The organism is Aeromonas sp. R7-1 (assembly GCF_040908115.1).
In the GTDB taxonomy this organism is placed as follows: Bacteria; Pseudomonadota; Gammaproteobacteria; order Enterobacterales; family Aeromonadaceae; genus Aeromonas; species Aeromonas caviae.
The window spans coordinates 18,057-40,615 of record NZ_JBFODD010000064.1 but is presented as its reverse complement, the minus strand read 5'-3'; the positions used below and the strand labels follow the sequence as shown (position 1 = coordinate 40,615).

Genomic DNA, 22,559 nt, shown 5'->3' with positions numbered 1-22,559 from the left:
TGATATTTGCTTTAATCCGTCATTGGCAGTTTATCATTGAGAAGCATGATGGGATTCAAAACGGGACTGGGCCGTTTCAAAGAGTACAAGTGGCTGCTCAGCAGAGGGGTAGGGACGCCGCTGCTGGTATTGGCCTCTCTGGGGATGGTGGTACTCCCCATTCCGCCCCTGATGCTGGATATCCTCTTCTCCTTCAACATCGCCCTCTCCATCGTGGTGCTGCTGGTGGCGGTCTATACCCGCCGCCCCCTGGAATTTGCCGCCTTCCCCACCGTCTTGCTGATTGCCACCCTGCTGCGGCTCGCCCTCAACGTCGCCTCCACCCGGGTGGTGTTGCTGGAAGGCCACAACGGCAGCGCGGCGGCAGGCCATGTGATCGAGGCGTTCGGCAACGTGGTGATCGGCGGCAACTATGCCGTGGGCATCATCGTCTTCATGATCCTGGTGATCATCAACTTCGTGGTGGTCACCAAGGGTGCGGGCCGGATCTCCGAGGTGAGCGCCCGCTTCACCCTTGACGCCATGCCCGGCAAGCAGATGGCCATCGATGCGGACCTGAACGCCGGTCTCATCAACCAGGAAGAGGCCAAGAAGCGCCGTCAGGACGTGACTCAGGAAGCGGACTTCTACGGCTCCATGGACGGTGCCTCCAAATTCGTGAAGGGGGATGCCATCGCGGGCATCATGATCCTCTTCATCAACATCATCGGCGGCTTCATCATCGGCATGATGCAGCACCAGCTCACCTTCGGCGAAGCGGCCCAGGTCTATACCCTGCTCGCCATCGGTGACGGTCTGGTCGCCCAGATCCCCTCGCTCCTGCTCTCCATTGCCGCGGCCATCATCGTCACCCGTCAGAATACCGACCAGGACATGGGGACTGCGGTACTCGGCCAACTGTTCGAAAATCCCAAGGCGCTGGTGATCTCCGCCGGCATCCTGTTGATGATGGGCAGCGTGCCCGGCATGCCGCACCTGGCTTTCCTGAGCCTGGGGGCGGTGGCGGCGGCGGGCGCCTGGTGGCTGCTGCGCCGCGAGAAGCAGAACAAGGCGAGGGCGGCGAGCGGCGAACTCATGCCGGCCCAGGGGGATGCCCCGGTGGAGCAGAAGGATCTCAGCTGGGACGACGTCATGCCGGTGGACATCATCGGCCTGGAGGTGGGTTATCAGCTGATACCTCTGGTGGACAAGAATCAGGGGGGCGAGCTGCTCAACCGGATCAAGGGGGTGCGCAAGAAGCTCTCCCAGGAGCTGGGCTTTCTGGTGCCTGCCGTCCACATTCGCGACAACCTGGATCTTGCCCCCAACCAGTACCGCATCACCCTGATGGGGGTGAGCACGGGGGAAGCCACCGTCTATCACGACAAGGAGATGGCCATCAACCCGGGGCAGGTGTTCGGCCAGATCCACGGTATCGCTACCCAGGACCCGGCGTTCGGGCTGGAGGCGGTCTGGGTCGCCAAGGAGCAGGTCTCCCAGGCCCAGACCCTTGGCTATACCGTGGTCGATGCGGCCACCGTGGTGGCTACCCACCTGAGCCAGATCCTCTCCAACCATGCGGCGCTGCTGCTGGGTCATGACGAGGTGCAACAACTGCTCGACATGATAGGGAAGCATCAGAGCAAGCTGGTGGAAGGACTGGTTCCCGAGGTGATCAGCATGGGCAACCTGGTGAAGGTATTGCAGAATTTGCTCAATGAAGGCGTGCCAATTCGCGATATGCGCACTATCCTGCAGACCCTCGTGGAATATGCGCCCCGCAGCCCGGACCCGGAAGTGCTGACCGCAGCCTGCCGGATCGCCCTGCGCAGATTGATTGTGCAGGAGATTGCCGGCCCCGAACCCGAGCTGCCGGTGATCACCCTGTCACCAGAACTGGAACGTATATTGCATCAATCCCTGCAAGCAGGTGGGGGAGATGGCGCCGGTATCGAACCGGGACTGGCGGAGCGGATGCAACGCTCCCTGGTGGAAGCCACTCAACGACAAGAACTGGAAGGCCAGCCGGCCGTGCTTCTGACATCGGGGATATTGCGCAATACCCTGGCGAAATTTGTCAAGAATGCCATTCCTGGATTACGCGTGCTGTCCTATCAGGAAGTGCCTGACGACAAGCAGATCCGCATCGTCAGTGCGGTGGGACAGGGCTAGTTAGCGGAGATGACGGGTGAAGATTAAGCGGTTTTTTGCCAAAGACATGCGCACGGCGCTGGCCGAGGTCAAGGAGACTCTCGGACCCGATGCCGTCATCATGTCCAACAAAAAGGTCACCGGTGGGGTGGAGATAGTCGCGGCCGTCGATTATCAATCCCAGGTACCGGGGCCCAAAGACGCGCCGGTTCGCCGTCAGTTGAATGAAGAGAGCGTCAATATCTCGTCTGCGGGCAAGCAGATGACGAGGTCGGCGCCACCCAAGGAACAGAACGAATACTACGCCGATACCCTGGCGGCCCTGCTGGCACGCCAGCAGAAGCTCAATCCGGCCAACCCGGCGGGTGGCAATGGCGCCCCGGGATCATGGTCTGGCAACGGAGGCAACGGTCAGCCGGCCTCGGCCTCCTGGCCCGCCAATGGCGCTGCCGGCACCCAGTCCGCCGGACTGGCGGGCGCGGCCAGTGCTCCCAGAACCCTGGCCGAACAGGGCCAGTGGGGCGCCGCTCCCGAGCCCGCCAAGCCCAAGGCCCGTCCTGCCGCCGCCCCGCGCCAGGCCCAGTCCGCCCAGCGGGATCAGGAGATGGAGGGGATGCGCAAGGAGATGGCCAGCATCCGCAAGCTGCTGGAGCACCAGATCTCCGGCCTGATGTGGCAGGAGGTGGAGCGCCGCGAACCCATGCGCGCCCTGCTCATCAAGGAACTCAAGAAGATGGGGTTCGACGATGCCTTCGCCGATCAGCTGGCGGGCCTCATCCCCGAAGACATGCCTATCCATCAGGCCATGGCCCAGCTGGCCGAGGTGCTGACGGCCCAGCTCAAGATCAGCGAGGACGAGATCCTGCGTCAGGGGGGGGCGGTGGCCCTGCTCGGACCGACCGGGGTGGGCAAGACCACCACCATCGCCAAGCTGGCGGCCCGCTTTGCCATGAAGTATGGCGCCGAGCAGGTGGCGCTCATTACCACGGACAACTACCGGATCGGGGCCCACGAACAGCTGCAGACCTATGGTCGCATCATGGGTTGCCCGGTGCGTCAGGTGCGGGACGCCGAAGAGCTGGCCAGTGCCCTCTATCAGTTCCGCCATCGCCGGCTGGTGCTCATCGACACCGCCGGGGTGGGTCAGCGGGATATCCGCCTGACCGAACAGCTAGACACCCTGGTGAAGAATGCCAAGGTGCGTATCCGCAGTTATCTGGTCATGTCGGCCACCTCCCAGCGACGGGTGATGCAGGAGGCGGTGGATCACTTCCGGCGCATTCCGCTCTCCGGCTGCATTCTGACCAAGCTCGACGAGAGCCTGAATCTGGGTGAAGTGATCAACGTGTGCATTCAAAACGCCCTGCCCATCAGTTACATCACCGACGGGCAACGGGTGCCGGAAGATATTCAAGTTGCCAACGCGGCGCTGCTGGTCGGTGCCGCCATGGGGTCGCTGGAACGGGAAGCAGAAGATCCCTATTTCTGGGGATCGGGTTTTGGCGAATCCGAAGATTCGGAGTTTTATGAGTAACATGTATATGGATCAGGCGAGTGGTCTGCGCAAAATGCGTCAAAACAATCGAGTGAAAGTGATCGCCGTGTCCGGAGGCAAGGGGGGCGTCGGCAAGACCAACGTGACCCTGAACGTGGCGGGAGCCATGGCCGCCCAGGGCAAGCGTGTGTTGGTGCTGGACGCCGACCTTGGTCTGGCCAACGTCGACGTCATGCTGGGGCTGAGGGTGCATCGCAACCTCTCCCATGTGCTGGCCGGGGAGTGCACCCTGGACGACATCATCGTCGAGGGCCCCTACGGCATGATGATAGTGCCGGCCACCTCGGGTACCCAGTCCATGGTGGAGCTCTCTCCGGTACAACATGCCGAGCTCATCCGCGCCTTCAGCGAGATGAAGACCCAGGTGGACGTGTTGCTGGTGGACACGGCGGCGGGGATCTCCGACATGGTGCTGAGCTTCACCCGCGCCGCCCAGGACATCATGGTGGTGGTGTGCGATGAACCCACCTCCATCACGGATGCCTACGCGCTCATCAAGATCCTCTCCAAGGATCACGGTGTGTTCCGCTTCAAGGTGGTGGCCAACATGGTCCGCTCCCTGCGCGAGGGACAGGAGCTGTTCGCCAAGCTGACCCGGGTCACCGACCGCTTCCTGGATACCTCCCTGGAGCTGGTGGCCTGCGTGCCTTACGACACCAACCTGCGGGCCGCGGTGCGCAAGCAGAAACTGATAGTTGAGGCGTTTCCAAAATCCCCTGCCGCCCTGGCATTTCGTGCCCTGGCGAACAAGGCGGCGAGCTGGCCCATCCCGAATCAGCCGGGCGGCCACCTCGAATTTTTCCTGGAAAATTTGTTGCAAAAGCCGGTCATAACACAGGAAGACTCCCGTGAATAAAGCCCAAGCATACTTGCGTCATCAGGATTCCTACGTGCTGGTCGAGCGACACGCTCCGCTGGTCAAGCGGATTGCCCAGCATTTATTGGCTCGCCTGCCAAGCAGTGTCTTGCTGGATGACCTGATCCAGGCAGGTATGATTGGGCTGCTCGAAGCTTCCCGCAACTTTGACGGCAGCAAGGGCGCCAGCTTTGAAACCTATGCCGGCATCCGCATCCGTGGTGCCATGCTCGACGAGATTCGCCGTGGGGACTGGGTGCCCCGTTCGGTGCACCGCAACAGCCGTGCCATCGCAGAAGCGATCGAGAACGTGGAGCAGGCCCATGGCCGGGATGCCAGAGACACCGAGGTGGCCGCCAATATGGGGGTGTCCCTCGGGGAGTACCATGCCATGCTGCAGGATGTTTCATGCGGCAAGATCATCGGCATCGAGGATCTGGGCGTCAGCGAGGATGTCATCGGTCATCCCGATGAAGGCAACGGTCAGGGAGGATTCGACGATCTGGCGGCCGAGCGCTTCCAGGGAGCTCTGGCGGAGCACATCGCCCGTCTGCCGGAGCGGGAGGCGCTGGTGCTGTCCCTTTATTACGATGAAGAGCTGAATCTGCGCGAGATCGGTGAAGTATTGAGTGTGAGTGAGTCTCGGGTGAGCCAGATTCATAGTCAGGCCATGCACAGGCTGCGCGCCCGTTTGCGAGATTGGAATTTATAAGTGGTTGTACTGGCTACACTGGAGCACAACTCTAAGGCATAATCCGCACCATAAAACCTGCGATCTGCATCATGTAAGTGAGCCGTCTTGGCGGCTATTTAGGAGGAACTTTGGACAAGAACATGAAAATCCTCATCGTCGATGACTTTTCAACGATGCGCCGGATTATCAAGAACTTGCTGCGTGACCTGGGATACAACAATACCCATGAAGCAGACGATGGCAACACGGCGTTGCCGATGCTGAAAAATGGCGACTTCCAGTTCGTGGTCACCGACTGGAACATGCCCGGCATGCAGGGCATCGACCTGCTCAAGGCGATTCGCCTCGACGACAAGCTCAAGCACCTGCCGGTTCTGATGGTGACTGCCGAAGCCAAACGCGAGCAGATCATCGAAGCCGCCCAGGCCGGGGTCAATGGCTATATCGTCAAGCCGTTCACCGCTGCCACCCTCAAAGAGAAGCTCGACAAAATCTTTGAACGTATCGGCTAAGGAGCGGCAGGGATGAAGGCCAAAACGAGTGCCATGATCTCGCTTGACCAGGCAAGGATGCTGGTTGCCCACCTGGAGCGGGAAGAGTTTGAACAGGCCGATACCATCCTCGCCGATGTGTGCGCCCCCAATGCGGCGGCCCTGTTTGACAAGGTGGGGCAGCTGACCCGCCAATTGCACAACTCATTGCAGGATTTTCGCCTGGATCCCAGGATCCCCGACCTGGCCACCCATGAGATCCCGGATGCCCGGGAGCGTCTGAGCTATGTCATCGACATGACGGACAAGGCGGCCAATCGCACCATGGATGCGGTCGAGGCAAGCCTTCCCATCGCCGATCGACTCAACGACAACATTCAGCTGGTCATGCCCAACTGGAATGCCCTGATGAGCCGGGATCTCGAGCTGGGTCAATTCAAGGCGCTGTGCCATCAACTGAATGATTTTATTAAGGCTTCTGAGACGGATGCCGATAAGTTACGACAACTGCTGACGGAAATTCTGATGGCTCAGGATTTCCAGGACCTGACCGGTCAGATGATCCGCAAGGTGATCAAACTGGTGCAGGAAGTTGAAACGAAGTTGATAGAGATGCTGACCATGTTCGGTGAGGGCGTTAGCGACAATTCGGCACGTAGCCTGCCAGTGAGCGGCATCGAGGCGGAAGGCCCCATCATGAACCCGCAGACCCGCTCAGATGTGGTCAATGGTCAAGATGATGTGGACGATCTGCTGTCTAGCCTGGGATTCTAATGGAGTGACGCATGGCCTTCGAAGTTGATGAAGACATACTGCAAGACTTTTTGGTCGAAGCATCAGAAATATTGGAACAGTTGTCTGAACAACTGGTCGACTTGGAAAAGCGGCCCGATGACAAGAACCTGTTGAACGCCATCTTCCGCGGCTTCCACACCGTCAAGGGGGGAGCGGGCTTCCTCTCCCTCACCGAACTGGTGGATGTCTGTCACGGTGCCGAGAACCTGTTCGACATGCTGCGCAACGGCAAGCGGACCCTCAGTGCCGAGCTGATGGATGTCATCTTGCAGGCGCTGGATGCCATCAACGTCATGTTTGCCCAGGTCCAGAACCGCGAAGAGATAAGCCCCGCTTCTCCCGATCTGCTGCACGATCTGCACGAGCTGTGCAAGCCGGAAGGGCAGGAGCAGCTGCGTACCGCCAGCGTGGCGGCCCAGCCAGCACCCGAGCCTGAGCCCGAACCCGTACCAGAACCCGAGGTCATCGCCGAGGTGGCGCCTGTCGCCGTCAATGGCGGTGGCTCCATCGACGAGATCTCCGCCGACGAATTTGAACGCCTGCTCGATGAGCTGCACGGTGTCGGCAAAGCGCCGACGGTCTCTGCCGCCCCCGTGCTGAGCGGTTCAGGTGACATCACAGACGACGAATTCGAAGCCCTGCTCGACCAGCTCCATGGTCAGGGCCAGCACGGTGGTGCCCCCGATCTGGCACCTTTGCAGTCGGTCCAGAAAGAGGTGGACGAGCTCATCGACGACGATGAGTTCGAGCGCCTGCTGGATGAACTGCACGGCCGTGGCCAGGCGCCCCAGCACAGTCTGGCAACTGCTCCTGCGCCCGAACCCAAGGCCCCGGCACCCGCTGCCCCCGCAGCCCCGGTGACGCCGCCCAAGGCGCCAGTGGCCGCCAAACCTGCGCCGGCAGAGCCCCCAGCGCCAGCCAGGGCCGCCCCCGCCAAGCAGGCGGCTCCCGCCGAGAGCAGCGCGGTACAGAGCGATACCACGGTGCGGGTGGATACCAAGACCCTGGACGTCATCATGAACATGGTGGGCGAACTGGTGCTGGTGAGAAACCGCCTGGTGAGCCTCGGCATCGCCAGCAATGACGAAGAGATGTCCAAGGCTGTCGCGAACCTCGACGTCGTGACCGCCGATCTGCAGGGCGCGGTCATGAAGACCCGCATGCAGCCTATCAAGAAAGTATTCGGCCGCTTCCCGCGCGTGGTGCGCGATCTGGCTCGTACCCTCAAGAAGGAGATCGAGCTGGTGATGGTGGGTGAGGACACGGATCTGGACAAGAACCTGGTGGAGGCCCTGGCCGACCCCCTGGTTCACCTGGTGCGCAACTCCTGCGACCATGGCGTCGAGATGCCTGACGTGCGCGAGAAGGCGGGCAAACCCCGTCAGGGTACCATCACCCTGAGCGCCTCCCAGCAAGGGGACCACATTCTGCTCTGCATCGAGGATGACGGCGCAGGGATGGACCCGGAGAAGCTCAAGTCCATCGCCATCAGCCGTGGCGTGCTCGATGCTGACAGCGCGGCGCGCATGAGCGACAACGATGCCTACAACCTGATCTTCGCCCCCGGCTTCTCCACCAAGTCGGAGATCTCCGACATCTCCGGCCGTGGAGTGGGCATGGACGTGGTGAAGACCAGCATCGTCAGTCTCAATGGCTCGGTGCACATCGATTCCACCTGGGGCAAGGGCACCCGTCTCGAGATCAAGGTTCCCCTGACCCTGGCCATTCTGCCGACCCTGATGGTGGAGGTGGGTCAGCAGACCTTCGCCCTGCCCCTCGGTTGCGTGAATGAAATTTTCCACCTGGATCTGAAAAAGGCCAACGTGGTGGATGGCCAGCTCACCATCATCGTCCGTGACAAGGCGATTCCGCTGTTCTACCTGCACAAGTGGCTGGTACGGGGTGCCGGCAAGACGGCCCGCCAGGACCAGGGCCACGTGGTCATCGTCCAGATCGGCACCCAGCAGGTCGGCTTCGTGGTAGACAACCTCATCGGTCAGGAAGAGGTGGTGATAAAGCCCTTGGACAACCTGCTGCAAGGTACCCCCGGCATGGCCGGCGCCACCATCACCAGCGACGGCGGCATCGCCCTCATTCTGGATGTGCCCAGCCTGCTCAAGGCCTATGCCCGTCGCCACTGAGCGCCAGGCTCAAGGAGTTAAAAGAATAACAATGGCAGTCAAGGTATTAGTGGTCGACGATTCGAGTTTCTTCCGCCGTCGGGTCAGCGAAATCATCAATCAGGATCCCCTGATGACGGTGATTGACACGGCCCAGAACGGGCGGGAGGCGGTAGACAAGGCGCAGCAGTTGCGGCCAGACGTCATTACCATGGACATTGAAATGCCCGTGCTCGACGGCATCAGCGCCGTGCGCGAGATCATGGCCAAGTGTCCGACCCCCATCCTGATGTTCTCCTCCCTGACCCACGAGGGAGCCAAGGCAACCCTGGATGCGCTGGATGCGGGCGCCCTCGATTTTCTGCCCAAGAAGTTTGAAGACATCGCCCGGGACAAGGACGAAGCCGTCAACCTGCTGCAGCAGCGGGTCAAGGAGATCGCCCGCAAGCGCTTCCTGATGGCGACCCGGCCCCGCGCCCCCGAGCCTGCCGCCCGGCCCGCCGTCACGGGGACCCTGAATCGTCCCTTGGCCGAACGCCAGCCCGAGCCTGCGCGGGCAGCGGCGGCTCCCGCCGCGTTCAAGCGCAGTGGCAAGAGTTACCAGCTGGTTGCCATCGGTACCTCCACCGGCGGGCCGGTGGCACTGCAGAACGTGCTGACCAAGCTGCCGGGAGATTTCCCTCATCCCATCCTGCTGATCCAGCACATGCCGGCCACCTTCACCGCTGCCTTTGCCGCCCGCCTCAACGGGCTGTGCCAGATAGGGGTCAAGGAGGCGCAGGATGGCGACGTGCTCAAGCCGGGTCAGGCCTATCTTGCCCCCGGTGGCAAGCAGATGTTGCTGGAAGGGCGCGGGCCCGGTGCCCGTCTTCGCATCATCGATGGCAATGACAAGGTCAACTACAAACCCTGCGTGGACATTACCTTCGCCTCCGCCGCCAAGACCTATGGCGACAAGGTGCTGGCCATCGTCCTGACCGGCATGGGCGCGGATGGCCGCGACGGTGCCCGTCTGCTCAAGGAGCAGGGGGCGACCATCTGGGCGCAGGATGAAGCCTCCTGCGTGGTCTATGGCATGCCCCAGGCCGTTGCCAAGGCGGGCATAGCAAGCGAATCCCTGTCGCTGGATCGAGTGGCCCAGCGCATTCTGGTCGAGTTGGGTCGCTGACCATGGGCATGCTCGGCCTGGTGCTGGCGCTGGGGGCCGTCGCCATCGCCCAGTGGTGGCATGGCGGGAGCCTGCTGACCCTGCTGGATGGCCCGGCCTTTGTCATCGTCGTCGGGGGAACCTGGGGGGCGGTGATCTTGCAGACTCCCCGCAAGTACCTGCTCAGTGCCCTGAGGCAGGCAACCTGGATGCTGTTTCCGCCGCAGCTGGATCTTGCGGAGCAGGCCGAGCGCCTGAAGGCGTGGGCCCAGTTCGCCCGCCAGCAAGGCTTGCTGGCGCTGGAAAACCAGGCCGAGGCCGAGCCCGATCCCTTCACCCGCCAGGGGCTTTCCATGATTGTGGATGGCGTCTCCATCGAGGATATCCGCAGCTTGCTGGAGGCGGACATCGACATCGAGCAGGAGCGCAACGAGCACTCGGCCAGGGTGTTCGAGTCCATGGGGGGGTACAGTCCCACCATCGGCATCATCGGGGCCGTGATTGGCCTCATCCAGGCCATGTTTCATCTGGAGGAGCCAGGCACCCTGGGGGCGGGCATTGCCGTGGCCTTCGTCGCCACCATCTACGGGGTGGGCTTTGCCAACTTGCTCTATCTGCCGATTGCGAATCGGCTGCGCGCCTTCCACTACCATTACGGCCTCTATCAGGAGATGACCCTGGAGGGGCTTCTGGCCATCGCCCACGGGGAGAACGGCCCGCAGGTTGAAAGGCGGTTACGGGCTTATCTGAAAGGGGAGTAGCCATGCGCAAGCGCTATCGTTTGCACCTGCAAGGGCGAGAGCATCTCGATCGCTGGCTGGTCTCCTATGCCGATTACATGACGCTCATCTTTGCCCTTTTTGTGGTGCTCTACTCCGTTGCCATCGTCAACAAGGAGGAGTACCGCGCCGTCATCGAGGGCATGACCCAGGCCTTCAACCAGGCGCCGCGCAGCGATGGCCTGCTGGAAGGGCGGGGCAATTCCTTGCTGGACAACCCGGTCTCGGCCGCCCCCAGCCTGCTGGAGAGCCAGGCATCTGCGTCCCCTTCGCGGGCCCCCATCACGGGTACGCCCGTCTCGCAAGATGGCACGGCTCTTGCGCAGATCGACATGCAGATCCAGGAGTCCATGGGCGCCCTGGTCGATGCGGGGGTGGTGAAGCTTGCGCAGGATGACAACTGGCTGACGGTGGAGCTGAGTTCAGGTCTCCTGTTCAACAGTGGCAGCGCTTTTCTGGGGAACAATGCCGCACCCGTGCTCGATACGCTTTCAGGTATTCTCAAACCGGTCGATAACTATGTCAGGGTGCGGGGCTACACGGATAACCAACCGATAAACAACGAAATTTTCCGCTCCAACTGGACATTGTCAGCGGCCCGCGCCGAGGCAGTGCTCAATGCCCTGGTGGGCAAAGGGGTGGCTCCCGGTCGGCTCGCCTACGAGGCGTACGGAGAGTTTTCCCCCTTCGTCGACAATGGCACCGAGCAGGGACGATTACAGAATCGCAAGGTGGTGGTCGCCATATCCAGGTTCGCCTGGGTGCCGCCAGCCCCCGTCAAACCGCTGACGGTGGCACCGGTGCAGGACGCACCGCAGAGTGTCGACAGTGAAAAGATCAGGGTGATCGCGCTGCCCGGTGGGGGCATACGCATAACAACAAGGCAGGATTGATACAGTGATTGTTTGGACGGTTGCCAATCAGAAAGGTGGAGTCGGTAAAACCACCACGGTCGTCTCCCTGGCGGGCATTCTGGCCCAGCGTGGCCAGCGGGTACTGCTGATCGACACCGACCCACACGCCTCCCTGACCTCCTATCTCGATTTCGACTCGGACAGGCTGGAAGGCACCCTGTACGAGTTGTTCCAGGCGGCCAAACCCAGCGCCGAGCTGGTCAACCGGATGACCCTCAAGACCCGATTCGAGAACATCAGCCTGCTGCCCGCCTCGATTACCCTGGCCACGCTGGATCGGGTGATGGGCAACCGGGAAGGGATGGGGCTGGTGCTCAAGCGCGCTCTGCTGCGGGTGCAGGATCAGTTCGACTACGTGCTCATCGACTGCCCGCCGGTGCTGGGGGTGATGATGGTGAACGCGCTGGCGGCCTGCGATCGCATCCTGGTGCCGGTGCAGACCGAATTCCTGGCCCTCAAGGGGCTGGAGCGGATGATGAAGACCTTCGAGATCATGCAGCGCTCCAAGCGGGAGAAGTTCCGCTACACCATCATTCCGACCATGTTTGACAAGCGTACCCGCGCCTCCCTGATGACATTGCAGTCCATCAAGGAACAGTATGGGGAGGCGGTGTGGAATGCGGTCATTCCCATCGACACCAAATTCAGGGATGCCAGTCTGGTGCACATTCCTCCCTCCATCTATGCACCGGGCAGCCGGGGCACCTATGCCTATGAGACCCTGCTCAACCATCTCGACGCGCTGGAGCGTCAACGGACCCAGGAGGTGATGCCGTGAGAGAGACCACCCAGGTTCGGGCCATGGACGACTATTTCCACTCCCTGCTGCTGGACGATGCCCTGCTGCGGGAAGATCCCGAAGACGAAGCACCGGCCCCTGCGTTGCAACGTCAGACCGTCGCCGTGCCGGAGGTGGCTGCCACCCCCTATCTTGAAGCCGATACCCGACTGGCCCAGCTGAGCGAGCTGCTTGCCCAGGTGGGACAGGTCCAGTTCGAGATGGATGCCCTGAGCCACGAAGAGGTGCATGTCGAGCCATTCCAGCTCGAGGCGGAGGTGGTTGACAGTGAGCCTCTGGTCGCCCTGGCAGAGCCGGTGGTGGAAGCCGTGGCGGAGGAGGTCGAGCCCGTCGCCCTCGCGGTGGCAGAACCTGCGCCCGCCCTTGAGGCGGCGCCCGCACCGTCGACCTGGGAGAACCTGGATACCGGCAACGAGTTTCAGGCGCTCTTCTTCGACGTGGCCGGGGTGACGTTTGCTGTGCCTCTGACCGAGTTGGGGGGCATCCATCAACTGGGGGAGGTGACCTCTCTCTTCGGCCAGCCGGGCTGGTACAAGGGGATCATGACCTCCCGCGAGCAGAAGATGAACGTGGTGGACACGGCCCAGTGGGTCATGCCGGGTCAGCATCTGGAGATGGACGATTACAAATATCTGATTATGCTGGGAGAATCACCCTGGGGATTGGCCTGTCACCAGTTGAAGGGCACAGAACTGCTGCACCGGGACCAGGTGAAGTGGCGCCATCAGGAGGGCAAGCGCCCCTGGTTGGCCGGCATGGTCAAGGAGAAGATGTGTGCCCTGCTGCACGTCAGGGAGCTCTTGCTGCTGCTTGGCCGGGGCGTGAACATCGAAGGCCGCTGACAACATCGGCATCGCCATGGTTTTATTGCTAATTTTACCCGTTGACGGGTTCATACAAGGATCAAGAAGATGACAGAGAAGCGCAATATTGCACAGAATCTGGCCGAAGACGAAGTGCTGCAGTGGGTGACCTTCCAGTTGGAAAACGAGACCTATGGCATCAACGTGATGCAGGTTCAGGAAGTGTTGCGCTACACCGAGATCGCTCCGGTCCCGGGTGCACCTGACTACGTGCTGGGTATCATCAACCTGCGTGGCAACGTGGTGACAGTCATCGATACCCGCTCCCGTTTCGGCCTGCCGGCCGGGGACGTGAGCGAGAACTCCCGCATCGTCATCATCGAGGCGGAGAAGCAGGTGATCGGCATCATGGTGGACAGCGTGGCCGAGGTGGTCTATCTGCGCTCCTCCGAGATCGATGCCGCCCCGGCGGTGGGCACCGAGGAGAGCGCCAAGTTCATCCAGGGCGTCAGCAACCGTGACGGCCAACTGCTGATCCTGGTGGATCTCAACAAGCTGCTCTCCGACGAAGAGTGGGAAGACATTGGTTCCCTGTAACAGGGACGGGAACGTGCGGACGGGGGCGATGGCACCTGTCCGCCTCCCTGTGACGGTAAGGTGATGGTTTGATGATTGAATTTGCAGCCTTGGGGTTGTCCTTGCTCGCACTGGTGCTGGCCCTTTACGGGATCCTGGGGCACCGTCGTCGCCAGCGAGAGTCCGAGGCCAGGGTGGAAGCGCTGCAGGGGCAGCTCGAGAGTCTGCGCAAGCAGATGATGGAGTTGCACACGGGCGCCATCGGCATGGGTCAGCGTCTGCAAGCCGCAGAAGGGGCCATGCAGAAGATCCACGACAGCCAGCAGGAGCTGACGTTGCAGGATCCGGAGCGCCGCCTCTACAGCCGCGCCGCCAAGATGGTGGAGCTTGGTGCCGATCTGGACGAGGTGATGAGCGAGTGCGAGTTGCCCCAGGCGGAAGCGGAGCTGCTTATTTCCCTGCGAAAGGGACGCAGCTGACGGATGTGTCGCGGGGAGGCCGGTGCCTCCCCGCTTTCTGTTCGGCCCGTGGCCACCTCTTTCTCGATGCCGGGACGGTGGATAATCCTTTGGCATCAATCTCTTTGGTGGGGGCGCGATCTTCCCCACAAATCCTGTTGATTATTGGCATCTTTGAAAAGACGCCTCCGGATCCTGTGTTAAGATGCAGGCCGCCTCATTTTCAACGATTACATCCCCATGCTGCTTCAAGCGAACAATCTGAGCTGCGTGCGTGAAGATCGCACCCTGTTTGAACATCTCTCCTTCGCGGTGCGTGCCGGGGATTTGATGCAGATTGAGGGTCCCAACGGGGTGGGCAAGACCAGCCTGTTGCGCCTGCTCACCGGCCTCTCCCAGCCCTTTGCTGGCGAGGTGTGCTGGAATGGGGAGAATATCCGCCATTGCCGGGATGAATACCACGCCAGCCTGCTTTACCTGGGCCATCAGCCCGGCGTCAAGGCGACCCTGACCCCCCTTGAGAATCTCTCCTTCTACCAGAAGCTCCATGGTCCTGCCGGGGACGGCGTGGATCTCTGGCGGGTGCTGGCCCAGGTCGGCCTCGCCGGTTTCGAAGACTATCCCGCGGGGCAGCTCTCCGCCGGGCAGCAGCGACGGGTGGCGCTGGCCAGGCTGTGGCTGAGCGAGCGACCGGCGCTCTGGATCCTGGACGAGCCCTTCACCGCCATCGACAAGCAGGGGGTCAGGGTGCTGGAGCAGTTGTTCCTCGCCCACGCGGACAGGGGGGGCATGGTGGTCCTTACGACCCACCAGGATCTGACCCTGATGCAGGGGCGGCTCAAGACCCTCTCCCTGACCTCGCTGTTGCAGGAGTAGCCCATGCTGCGCGCCGTCATACACCTTATTCACCGCGAGTTGCTGATGGCCCTGCGCCAGCGCGCCGACATCTTCAACCCGCTCTGGTTCTTCCTCATCGTCATCACCCTGTTTCCATTGGGGATCGGGCCCGAGCCCCAGTTGCTGGCCCGCATCGCTCCCGGCATCATCTGGGTGGCGGCCCTGCTGGCGGCCATGCTCTCCCTGGAGCGGCTGTTTCGTGACGACTTCAGTGACGGCGCCCTGGAGCAGATGATGCTGATGCCCCATCCCCTGGGGTTGCTGGCCCTGGCCAAAGTGATCGCTCACTGGTTGCTGACCGGTCTGCCGCTGTTGCTGGTCTCCCCCTTGCTCGCCATCCTGCTCTCCCTGGAGCTGAAGACCTATCTGGCCGTGGTGGCCACCCTGGCGCTCGGTACGCCGGTGCTGAGCCTGCTCGGGGCGGTCGGAGTAGCGCTGACCGCAGGGCTGCGCAAGGGGGGCGTGCTGCTCAGCCTGTTGCTGCTGCCGCTCTATATTCCGGTGCTTATCTTCGCCACGTCCGCCATCGACGCGGCCAGCATGGGACTGCCCTATGCCGGTCAGCTCGCCATCCTGGGGGCCATGCTGGTGGGGGCATTGACCCTGACGCCCCTGGCCATCTCGGCGGCGTTGCGGGTGAGTGTCAACTGATTGATTTGGTGAAAAGGTTTTCGTTTGAAGCCTTGTTAGGGGCGAGATAGTTGAGATAGATCAAGGGGATGGCTGCTTATTGCTTTCGGGGGATATGATGTTTTTCCCCCATGGGTATGGTAGCCCTCGCCACTTAAAAATTAATAACTGAAAGGTTTCGTGAGCTATGTGGAAATGGTTGCACCCTTATGCCAAACCCGAGCGCGCCTATGGGCTGGCCGGCACCCTGCTGCCCTGGTTTGCCGTGACAAGCCTGCTTGCCTTCATCATCGGCACCGTCTGGGGGCTGGCTTTCGCACCCGCCGATTACCAGCAGGGCGACTCTTTCAGGATCATCTATATCCATGTGCCCTCCGCCATCCTCTCCATGGGCGCCTACTCCACCATGGCGGTGGCCGCCTTCATTGGCCTGGTGTGGCAACTGCGCATGGCAGACATGACGGTGGCGGCCATCGCCCCGGTGGGGGCCGTCTTCACCTTCATCGCCCTCTTTACCGGCGCCGCCTGGGGCAAACCCATGTGGGGCACCTGGTGGGTGTGGGATGCCCGGCTCACCTCCGAGCTCATCCTGCTGTTCCTCTATCTGGGTGTCATCGCCCTCTACAACGCCTTCAGCGACAAGGTGGTGGCGGGCCGCGCCGCCGGCATCCTGGCGCTGGTCGGGGTGATCAACCTGCCCATCATCCACTACTCGGTGGAGTGGTGGAACACCCTGCACCAGGGGGCCACCATCACCAAGTTTGACAAACCCTCCATCTCCCCCGAGATGCTGTGGCCGCTGCTCATCATGATCCTGGCGTTCGCCGCGTTTCTCGGTGCCCTGACCCTGATGCGTTTTCGCAATGAGCTGCTGATGCGGGAGTGGCACCGCCCTTGGGTCGCCGACATCGCCAGGCAGGAGAAGTAAGCATGCACTTTGCCTCGTTCAGTGATTTCATGGCCATGGGAGGCTATGCCTTCTACGTCTGGCTCTCCTTCGGTCTGACCCTGCTCTGCCTGGTCGGCATCGTCATTTCCACCCGGTTGAAGACCCGCAGCCTGCTTGGCGAACTGCGCAACAAGCAGGCTCGGGAGGCACGCCGCAAGGCGGCCCAGCAGATGGAGAACACCCTATGAACCCGCGCCGCAAGAAACGCCTCACCATCATCCTGGCCATCAGCCTGGGCCTTGCCAGCGTGACTGGCCTGGTGCTTTATGCCCTGAGCCAGAACATCGACCTCTTCTACACCCCGAGCGAGCTGGTGGAAGGGAAGGGGCCGGAGAAGATCAAGCCCGAGGAGGGGCAGCGCCTGCGCATCGGTGGCCTGGTAGTGCCGGGGTCTGTGGTGCGGGATCCCCAGAGCCTCAAGGTAGCCTTCAAGCTGGTGGACAACGGCGGCCATCTGGTGACGGTGGAGTTTGACGGCATTCTGCCGGACCTGTTCCGCGAGGGGCAGGGCATTGTCGCTCAGGGCACCCTCAAGGATGCCACCACGGTCGCCGCCTTCGAGGTGCTGGCCAAGCACGACGAGAACTACATGCCGCCGGAAGTGGCCGACGCCACCAACGGCATGCACTTCAAGCCCGAATACACAGAGGCGCAGTTGCAGGGAGCCAAGCAATGATGCCGGTATGCGCCAAGAATTCACTTCTTTATGCCGCCAAATCGGCAGGTTTCTCCGTGCAATCGAGAGGGAATAGTCAATGATCCCGGAATTAGGGCAGTTCTCACTGATCCTGGCCTTCGCCACCGCCCTGCTGCTGGGCAGTTACCCGCTGATCGGGGCCCATCTCGGTCGTCTTGGCATGATGTCGGCGGCCCGCCCGCTCGCCTACAGCCAGTTCCTGCTGCTGCTGCTGTCGTTTCTGTGCCTCACCTGGGCCTTTATCGACAACGACTTCACCGTGCAGTACGTGGCCACCAACTCCAACAGCCTGCTGCCCCTGCAATACCGCATCTCGGCGGTGTGGGGAGCCCATGAAGGCTCACTGCTGCTCTGGGTACTGACCCTGGGAGGCTGGACGGCGGCGGTGGCCCTCTTCAGCCGCCGCCTGCCGCTCGATGCAGTGGCGCGGGTACTCGGGGTGCTCGGCCTTATCTCGGTGGGCTTCACCGCCTTCGTGCTGTTCACCTCGGATCCTTTCACCCGCACTCTGCCGTATTTCCCGGTGGACGGGCGGGATCTCAATCCGCTGCTGCAGGATCCCGGTCTCATCTTCCACCCCCCCATGCTCTACATGGGCTACGTGGGCTTCTCGGTGGCCTTCGCCTTCGCCATCGCCTCCCTGATGACGGGGCGTCTGGACGCCACCTGGGCGCGCTGGTCCCGTCCCTGGACCATGGCGGCCTGGGTCTTCCTGACGCTGGGCATCGTGCTCGGCTCCTGGTGGGCCTATTACGAACTTGGCTGGGGTGGCTGGTGGTTCTGGGACCCGGTGGAAAACGCCTCCTTCATGCCCTGGCTGGCGGGCACGGCCCTGCTCCACTCCCTCGCGGTGAGCGAGAAGCGCGCCACCTTCAAGGCCTGGACCGTGCTGCTGGCGCTCTCGGCCTTCTCCCTGAGCCTGCTCGGCACCTTCCTGGTGCGTTCCGGCGTGCTGGTGTCGGTCCATGCGTTTGCCTCGGACCCGACTCGGGGTCTGTTCATCCTGGGCTTCCTGCTGGCGGTGATAGGCAGCTCCCTATTGCTGTTCGCCTTCAAGGGCTCCCAGGTGAAGAGCCACGGCAAGCATGAGCTGTGGAGCCGCGAGACCCTGCTCCTTGGCAACAACATCCTGCTGGTGGCGGGCCTGCTCACCGTGCTGCTCGGTACCCTGTTGCCCCTGGTGCACAAGGAGCTGGGGCTTGGCAGCATCTCCATCGGCACCCCCTTCTTCAACCACATCTACAGCTGGCTCATCATCCCCTTCGCCCTGCTGCTGGGGGTGGGCCCCCTGTTCCGCTGGCGCCGCCAGGATCTCGGTGAGCTCAAGGGCAAGGTGATGCTCGCCCTGGTGCTGAGCCTGGCCGCGGCTCTGCTGTTGCCCAAACTCTTTGCCGAGGCGTTCAAACCCTGGGCTGCGCTCGGTATCGGGCTTGGCGTCTGGATCATCGTCACCAGCGTGCAGGAGACCTGGGCGCGGGCCACCCACAAACACGGTTTTGCCACCGGCGTGCGCAAGCTTGGCAACAGCCACTGGGCCATGATCCTGGGGCACGTGGGGCTCGCGGTCAGCATCATCGGCATCGCCTGCACCCAGAACTACAGCATCGAGAAGGACCTGCGGATGCAGGCCGGCGATCGCGTCCAGTTCGCCGATTACGAGTTCGTCTTCACCGGCATCAAGGAGAAGAACGGCCCCAACTACGACGGTTTCAAGGGTGTGCTGGAAGTGCACCGGGATGGCAAGCAGGTTGCCCTGCTCAAACCCGAGAAGCGGATGTACACCGTGAGCCGCATGCCGATGACCGAGGCGGCTATCGATGCGGGGGTTACCCGGGATCTCTATGCGGCGCTCGGCGAGCAGCTCGACAACGGCGCCTGGGCGGTACGGATCTACTACAAACCCTTCGTGCGCTGGATCTGGTTCGGCGGCGTCTTCATGGCCCTCGGCGGCGTGCTGGCCATGCTGGACAAGCGCTACCGCTTCGGACGTCGTGACGAGGAGGCCAAGGCATGAGCAAGAAGACCTGGCTCTATCTGCTGCCCTTCATCATCTTCCTGATGGGGGCCGTGTTTCTGTTCAAGGGGCTCTACTCCGATCCCACCAAGCTCGAATCCGTGATGGTGGACAAGGAGGTGCCCGTGTTCACCCTGCAGGACATCTATGACCTGGGCAAGCAGCACGACAGGAGCATCCTCAAGGGGCGCCCCATGCTGCTCAACGTCTGGGCCACCTGGTGCCCGACCTGTTACGGGGAACATACCTACCTCAAGGAGCTGGCGGGGCAGGGGATCTACATCGTCGGCATGAACTACAAGGACGAGCGTGACAAGGCCATCAAGTGGCTGGCGGAGCTTGGCAATCCCTACCAGGTCAACCTCTACGATCCGGACGGCATGCTGGGGCTGGATCTCGGTGTCTATGGCGCGCCCGAGACCTTCTTCATCGACAGCCAGGGCATCATCCGCTATCGCCACGTGGGGGACATCAACCCAGACGTCTGGGCCAGTACCCTCAAACCCATCTTCGATGCCATGAAGTGAGGCCTCCCCGATGAAAACACTGATTGCATCCCTGTTGCTGCTGGCCGGTCTCGTCTGTGCCGGACAGGCCCGCGCCGCCATCGATGTCTACACCTTCGAGAGCGACGCCCAGGAGCAGACCTTTCGCGAGCTGACCCGCGAGCTGCGCTGCCCCAAGTGCCAGAACCAGGACATCGCGGATTCCAACGCCGGGCTTGCCAAGGATCTGCGGGACAAGACCTACCAGATGGTGCGCGAGGGCAAGGAGAAGCAGGAAGTGGTGGACTACATGGTGGCCCGCTACGGCAACTTCATTCTCTATGATCCCCCCCTGATGGCATCCACCCTGATCCTCTGGCTTGGCCCCTTGCTGGTCATCGTGATTGGCGTCGTCACCGTGGTGGTGCGAAGCCGCCGCCATGCCCCTGCTCCCTTGCAACAGCCTGAAGGCACCCTGAGTGCAGAAGAGCAGGCCAGGCTGTCCGCCCTGCTCAAAGAGGAAGAGAAACCATGACCCCATTCTGGATACTGGGTGCGGCCCTGCTGGTGCTGGCGAGCCTGGCGCTGATCGTGCCGCTGTGGCGCGGCGAGGGCAGGCAGAGCATCAGTCGCTCGGCCCTCAACAAGCAGCTCTATCGCCAGCGCCTGCTGGAGATAGGGGAAGAGCGGGAGCAGGGGATACTGGCGGAGGAGCCGGAATCCCTGGTGGAGCTGCAGCGCAGCCTCCTGGACGACATTCCCGACGTGGAGCAGACCGCCCGTGGCGGCAAGAGCCTGATCTGGATCCCCGGTGTGCTGGTGCTGGCGGTGGTGAGCATCGGCCTCTACGCCAAGCTCGGCGCCTGGCAGGAGGTGAGCCGCTGGCAGGATGCCAGCAGCCGGTTGGGGGAGCTCAGCAATCGCATCCTGGTGGAGCGCGACACCCGGGTGACCGAGCAGGATCTGCTGGACTTCACCCTGGCCCTGCGAACCCGGCTGAAAGAAGAACCGAACGACTACCGTGGCTGGCTGCTGCTGGGGCGCCTGACCCTGGATGGCAATGATCCCGAGATGGCCCGCGAGGCGCTGGAGCGTGCCTACGCCCTCGCGCCCCAGAAGGCCATGGTGGCGGTGCCCTATGCCCAGGCCCTGATGATGACGGGGGAGGAAGCCCGTGCGGATCAGCTGTTGCAGGCGGTCATTGCCGAGGACCCGGCCAACATCGAGGCTCGCTCCGTCCACGCCTTCATGGCCCTGCAAAAAGAGGATTTCCAGACCGCCCTCGACCGCTGGCAGGGGATGTTGCCGCTGCTGGAGCCGGGCTCGGCCCGCTACACCATGGTGGAGCGCTCCATGGAGTACGCCAGGCAGCAGCTTGGCCAGCGTGGCATCGCCGTGACCACCCCGTCTGCCGAAGGCCAGGCACAAGCCGGGGTGCTGGCGGTGAAAGAGGGGGAGTTCCCCCTGCACATCACCCTGGCGCCGGGCATCAAGATGCCGGAAGATGCCCATCTGTTCGTCTTTGCGGTGATCCCCAACGGTCCGCCCATGCCCATCGCGGTCAAGCGCATTGCTGGCCCGCATCTCCCGCTCACCCTCTCCCTGGGGGACGGGGATGCCATGATGGAGGGGAGCAAGCTGGCGGCCCATGCCGAGCTGCAGTTTAAGGCGCGCCTCTCCCGGGGCGGCAACGTCATGAACAAGGAAGGCGCCTTTGAAGGGGTTTCGGTCACCGTGCCGACCAGCACCATCCCCACAGCGCCGATTGACATCCGCATCGATCACGCCCTCTAATACGCTTTTGGCCCACCCCATGGGGTGGGCCCCCTGTATAATTCATATCAATACCCAAAAAAATCTTAGGACTTTCATATGTATCTGCGTTCAGGAGCATTGGCGGTGGCATTGCTGCTCGCGGGCTGTGCGGGCGGCCCTCCCAAGCCGGGCCCGGAGAGCCTGGATCTCGGCGAGACCCCGAGCCGCCCCGGGGCATCCAGCACGGCCAGCGATCCTCGCGACCCCTTCCAGGGGCCCAACCGTGCCATGTGGGCCGTCAACTATGACGTGCTGGAGCCCTATGTGGCGCGCCCCGTGGTACACGGCTATGCCCGCTATGTCCCGCAAGGAGTGAGGGACAGCATCGAGAATTTCGTGGACAACTTCGACGAGCCGAGCAGCATGGTAAACCACCTGCTGGTGGGTGATCTGAAAGGGGCCGGTACCAACCTGGGCCGCTTCACCCTCAACACCACTGTGGGCCTGCTCGGTCTGTTCGACGTGGCCAAGCATGCGGGCCTGGCTCGCAACACACTGGAGATGGACACTGTGCTCGGCAAGGCCGACATCGGGGATGGCGCCTATCTGATGGTGCCGGTCTACGGTCCCACCACCACCCGGCAACTGGTAGGGGATACCATCGATACCATCTACTTCCCCTATGCCCTGCTGACCTTCCCGCTGAAGGTGGTGCACTGGGCGCTGGATGGCCTCGGTACCCGCTCCAAGCTGATCGATCAGGAGCGCATCATCGACAACGCGCTGGATCCTTACGCCCTGACCAAGGACTTCTACTTGCAGTACAACGATGGCAAGGTGACGGGCCGTAAACCCGAGCTCCAGGAGCAGAAGCCAGAGGCGGCGGATGATGGCAACCTCGACGATTACATGGACGAGATAGACCAGTAAGCACGGTCATTTTCCACAAGGCGCCTGCGGGCGCCTTTGTTGTCGATGGCAGATAAAAAACGCCCCGCAAGTGCGGGGCGTTTTG

24 protein-coding genes are annotated in these 22,559 nt (G+C 62.2%); all 24 read left to right on the top strand.

The window, feature by feature from the left end; genetic code table 11:
* The first annotated feature begins 48 nt into the window (after positions 1 to 48).
* The 24 genes from flhA (at position 49) to AB5Y51_RS18805 (ending at position 22,474) form a co-directional block, all read left to right on the top strand.
* On the top strand, positions 49 to 2,151 hold the full coding sequence (gene flhA / locus AB5Y51_RS18920; protein WP_323923011.1) for a flagellar biosynthesis protein FlhA: 2,103 nt from the start codon (positions 49 to 51) through the stop codon (positions 2,149 to 2,151).
* Between the two features lie 16 nt (positions 2,152 to 2,167).
* A complete protein-coding gene (flhF, locus tag AB5Y51_RS18915) occupies positions 2,168 to 3,664 on the top strand; it encodes a flagellar biosynthesis protein FlhF (protein ID WP_043154482.1) in 1,497 nt (498 codons plus the stop codon).
* Between the two features lies 1 nt (position 3,665).
* The gene (locus tag AB5Y51_RS18910; RefSeq protein ID WP_010673932.1) at positions 3,666 to 4,541 is read left to right on the top strand and encodes a MinD/ParA family protein; all 876 of its coding nucleotides are present in this window, start codon (positions 3,666 to 3,668) and stop codon (positions 4,539 to 4,541) included.
* Positions 4,534 to 5,253: an RNA polymerase sigma factor FliA gene (locus tag AB5Y51_RS18905; RefSeq protein WP_029314170.1), complete on the top strand. Its 720-nt coding sequence runs from the start codon at positions 4,534 to 4,536 to the stop codon at positions 5,251 to 5,253. The genes AB5Y51_RS18910 and AB5Y51_RS18905 overlap by 8 nt, the downstream gene beginning before the upstream one ends.
* A 110-nt stretch (positions 5,254 to 5,363) precedes the next feature.
* Positions 5,364 to 5,747 (top strand): chemotaxis response regulator CheY, encoded by a 384-nt coding sequence (gene cheY, locus AB5Y51_RS18900; RefSeq protein WP_010673934.1) that lies wholly within the window; start codon positions 5,364 to 5,366, stop codon positions 5,745 to 5,747.
* Between the two features lie 12 nt (positions 5,748 to 5,759).
* A complete protein-coding gene (locus AB5Y51_RS18895; RefSeq protein WP_041212633.1) occupies positions 5,760 to 6,500 on the top strand; it encodes a protein phosphatase CheZ in 741 nt (246 codons plus the stop codon).
* An 11-nt stretch (positions 6,501 to 6,511) separates the two neighbouring features.
* On the top strand, positions 6,512 to 8,662 hold the full coding sequence (locus tag AB5Y51_RS18890; RefSeq protein WP_368178973.1) for a chemotaxis protein CheA: 2,151 nt from the start codon (positions 6,512 to 6,514) through the stop codon (positions 8,660 to 8,662).
* Between the two features lie 31 nt (positions 8,663 to 8,693).
* The gene (locus AB5Y51_RS18885) at positions 8,694 to 9,809 is read left to right on the top strand and encodes a chemotaxis response regulator protein-glutamate methylesterase (RefSeq protein WP_368178971.1); all 1,116 of its coding nucleotides are present in this window, start codon (positions 8,694 to 8,696) and stop codon (positions 9,807 to 9,809) included.
* Positions 9,810 to 9,811: 2 nt separating this feature from the next.
* Entirely contained in the window at positions 9,812 to 10,549 is a 738-nt protein-coding gene (locus AB5Y51_RS18880) for a flagellar motor protein (protein ID WP_041212636.1), read from the top strand.
* A gap of 2 nt (positions 10,550 to 10,551) precedes the next feature.
* On the top strand, positions 10,552 to 11,460 hold the full coding sequence (locus AB5Y51_RS18875) for an OmpA family protein (protein ID WP_134996662.1): 909 nt from the start codon (positions 10,552 to 10,554) through the stop codon (positions 11,458 to 11,460).
* Between the two features lie 4 nt (positions 11,461 to 11,464).
* Entirely contained in the window at positions 11,465 to 12,259 is a 795-nt protein-coding gene (locus tag AB5Y51_RS18870; RefSeq protein ID WP_010673940.1) for a ParA family protein, read from the top strand.
* On the top strand, positions 12,256 to 13,122 hold the full coding sequence (locus AB5Y51_RS18865) for a chemotaxis protein CheW (RefSeq protein ID WP_134996663.1): 867 nt from the start codon (positions 12,256 to 12,258) through the stop codon (positions 13,120 to 13,122). The genes AB5Y51_RS18870 and AB5Y51_RS18865 overlap by 4 nt, the downstream gene beginning before the upstream one ends.
* 69 nt (positions 13,123 to 13,191) lie before the next feature.
* Positions 13,192 to 13,680, top strand: coding sequence for a chemotaxis protein CheW (locus AB5Y51_RS18860; RefSeq protein ID WP_010673942.1), 489 nt, complete (start codon positions 13,192 to 13,194; stop codon positions 13,678 to 13,680).
* Positions 13,681 to 13,751: 71 nt separating this feature from the next.
* On the top strand, positions 13,752 to 14,138 hold the full coding sequence (locus tag AB5Y51_RS18855; protein ID WP_010673943.1) for a DUF2802 domain-containing protein: 387 nt from the start codon (positions 13,752 to 13,754) through the stop codon (positions 14,136 to 14,138).
* Between the two features lie 219 nt (positions 14,139 to 14,357).
* A complete protein-coding gene (gene ccmA, locus AB5Y51_RS18850) occupies positions 14,358 to 14,993 on the top strand; it encodes a cytochrome c biogenesis heme-transporting ATPase CcmA (protein ID WP_039039903.1) in 636 nt (211 codons plus the stop codon).
* A gap of 3 nt (positions 14,994 to 14,996) precedes the next feature.
* Positions 14,997 to 15,665 (top strand): heme exporter protein CcmB, encoded by a 669-nt coding sequence (gene ccmB, locus AB5Y51_RS18845; protein ID WP_010673945.1) that lies wholly within the window; start codon positions 14,997 to 14,999, stop codon positions 15,663 to 15,665.
* A 166-nt stretch (positions 15,666 to 15,831) separates the two neighbouring features.
* Positions 15,832 to 16,572: a heme ABC transporter permease gene (locus AB5Y51_RS18840; RefSeq protein ID WP_010673946.1), complete on the top strand. Its 741-nt coding sequence runs from the start codon at positions 15,832 to 15,834 to the stop codon at positions 16,570 to 16,572.
* A gap of 2 nt (positions 16,573 to 16,574) precedes the next feature.
* Positions 16,575 to 16,781 (top strand): heme exporter protein CcmD, encoded by a 207-nt coding sequence (gene ccmD / locus AB5Y51_RS18835; RefSeq protein WP_039039901.1) that lies wholly within the window; start codon positions 16,575 to 16,577, stop codon positions 16,779 to 16,781.
* On the top strand, positions 16,778 to 17,269 hold the full coding sequence (ccmE, locus tag AB5Y51_RS18830) for a cytochrome c maturation protein CcmE (RefSeq protein WP_010673948.1): 492 nt from the start codon (positions 16,778 to 16,780) through the stop codon (positions 17,267 to 17,269). The genes ccmD and ccmE overlap by 4 nt, the downstream gene beginning before the upstream one ends.
* A gap of 79 nt (positions 17,270 to 17,348) precedes the next feature.
* Positions 17,349 to 19,304, top strand: coding sequence for a heme lyase CcmF/NrfE family subunit (locus tag AB5Y51_RS18825; RefSeq protein WP_041212639.1), 1,956 nt, complete (start codon positions 17,349 to 17,351; stop codon positions 19,302 to 19,304).
* Positions 19,301 to 19,831: a DsbE family thiol:disulfide interchange protein gene (locus tag AB5Y51_RS18820; RefSeq protein WP_041215578.1), complete on the top strand. Its 531-nt coding sequence runs from the start codon at positions 19,301 to 19,303 to the stop codon at positions 19,829 to 19,831. Before AB5Y51_RS18825 ends, AB5Y51_RS18820 begins: the two co-directional genes overlap by 4 nt.
* Before the next feature lie 10 nt (positions 19,832 to 19,841).
* The gene (locus tag AB5Y51_RS18815; RefSeq protein WP_151027477.1) at positions 19,842 to 20,324 is read left to right on the top strand and encodes a cytochrome c-type biogenesis protein; all 483 of its coding nucleotides are present in this window, start codon (positions 19,842 to 19,844) and stop codon (positions 20,322 to 20,324) included.
* Positions 20,321 to 21,583, top strand: a complete 1,263-nt coding sequence (gene ccmI / locus AB5Y51_RS18810; RefSeq protein ID WP_324032086.1) for a c-type cytochrome biogenesis protein CcmI — start codon at positions 20,321 to 20,323, stop codon at positions 21,581 to 21,583. Before AB5Y51_RS18815 ends, ccmI begins: the two co-directional genes overlap by 4 nt.
* A gap of 78 nt (positions 21,584 to 21,661) precedes the next feature.
* On the top strand, positions 21,662 to 22,474 hold the full coding sequence (locus AB5Y51_RS18805) for a VacJ family lipoprotein (RefSeq protein ID WP_029314176.1): 813 nt from the start codon (positions 21,662 to 21,664) through the stop codon (positions 22,472 to 22,474).
* Positions 22,475 to 22,559 lie beyond the last annotated feature (85 nt).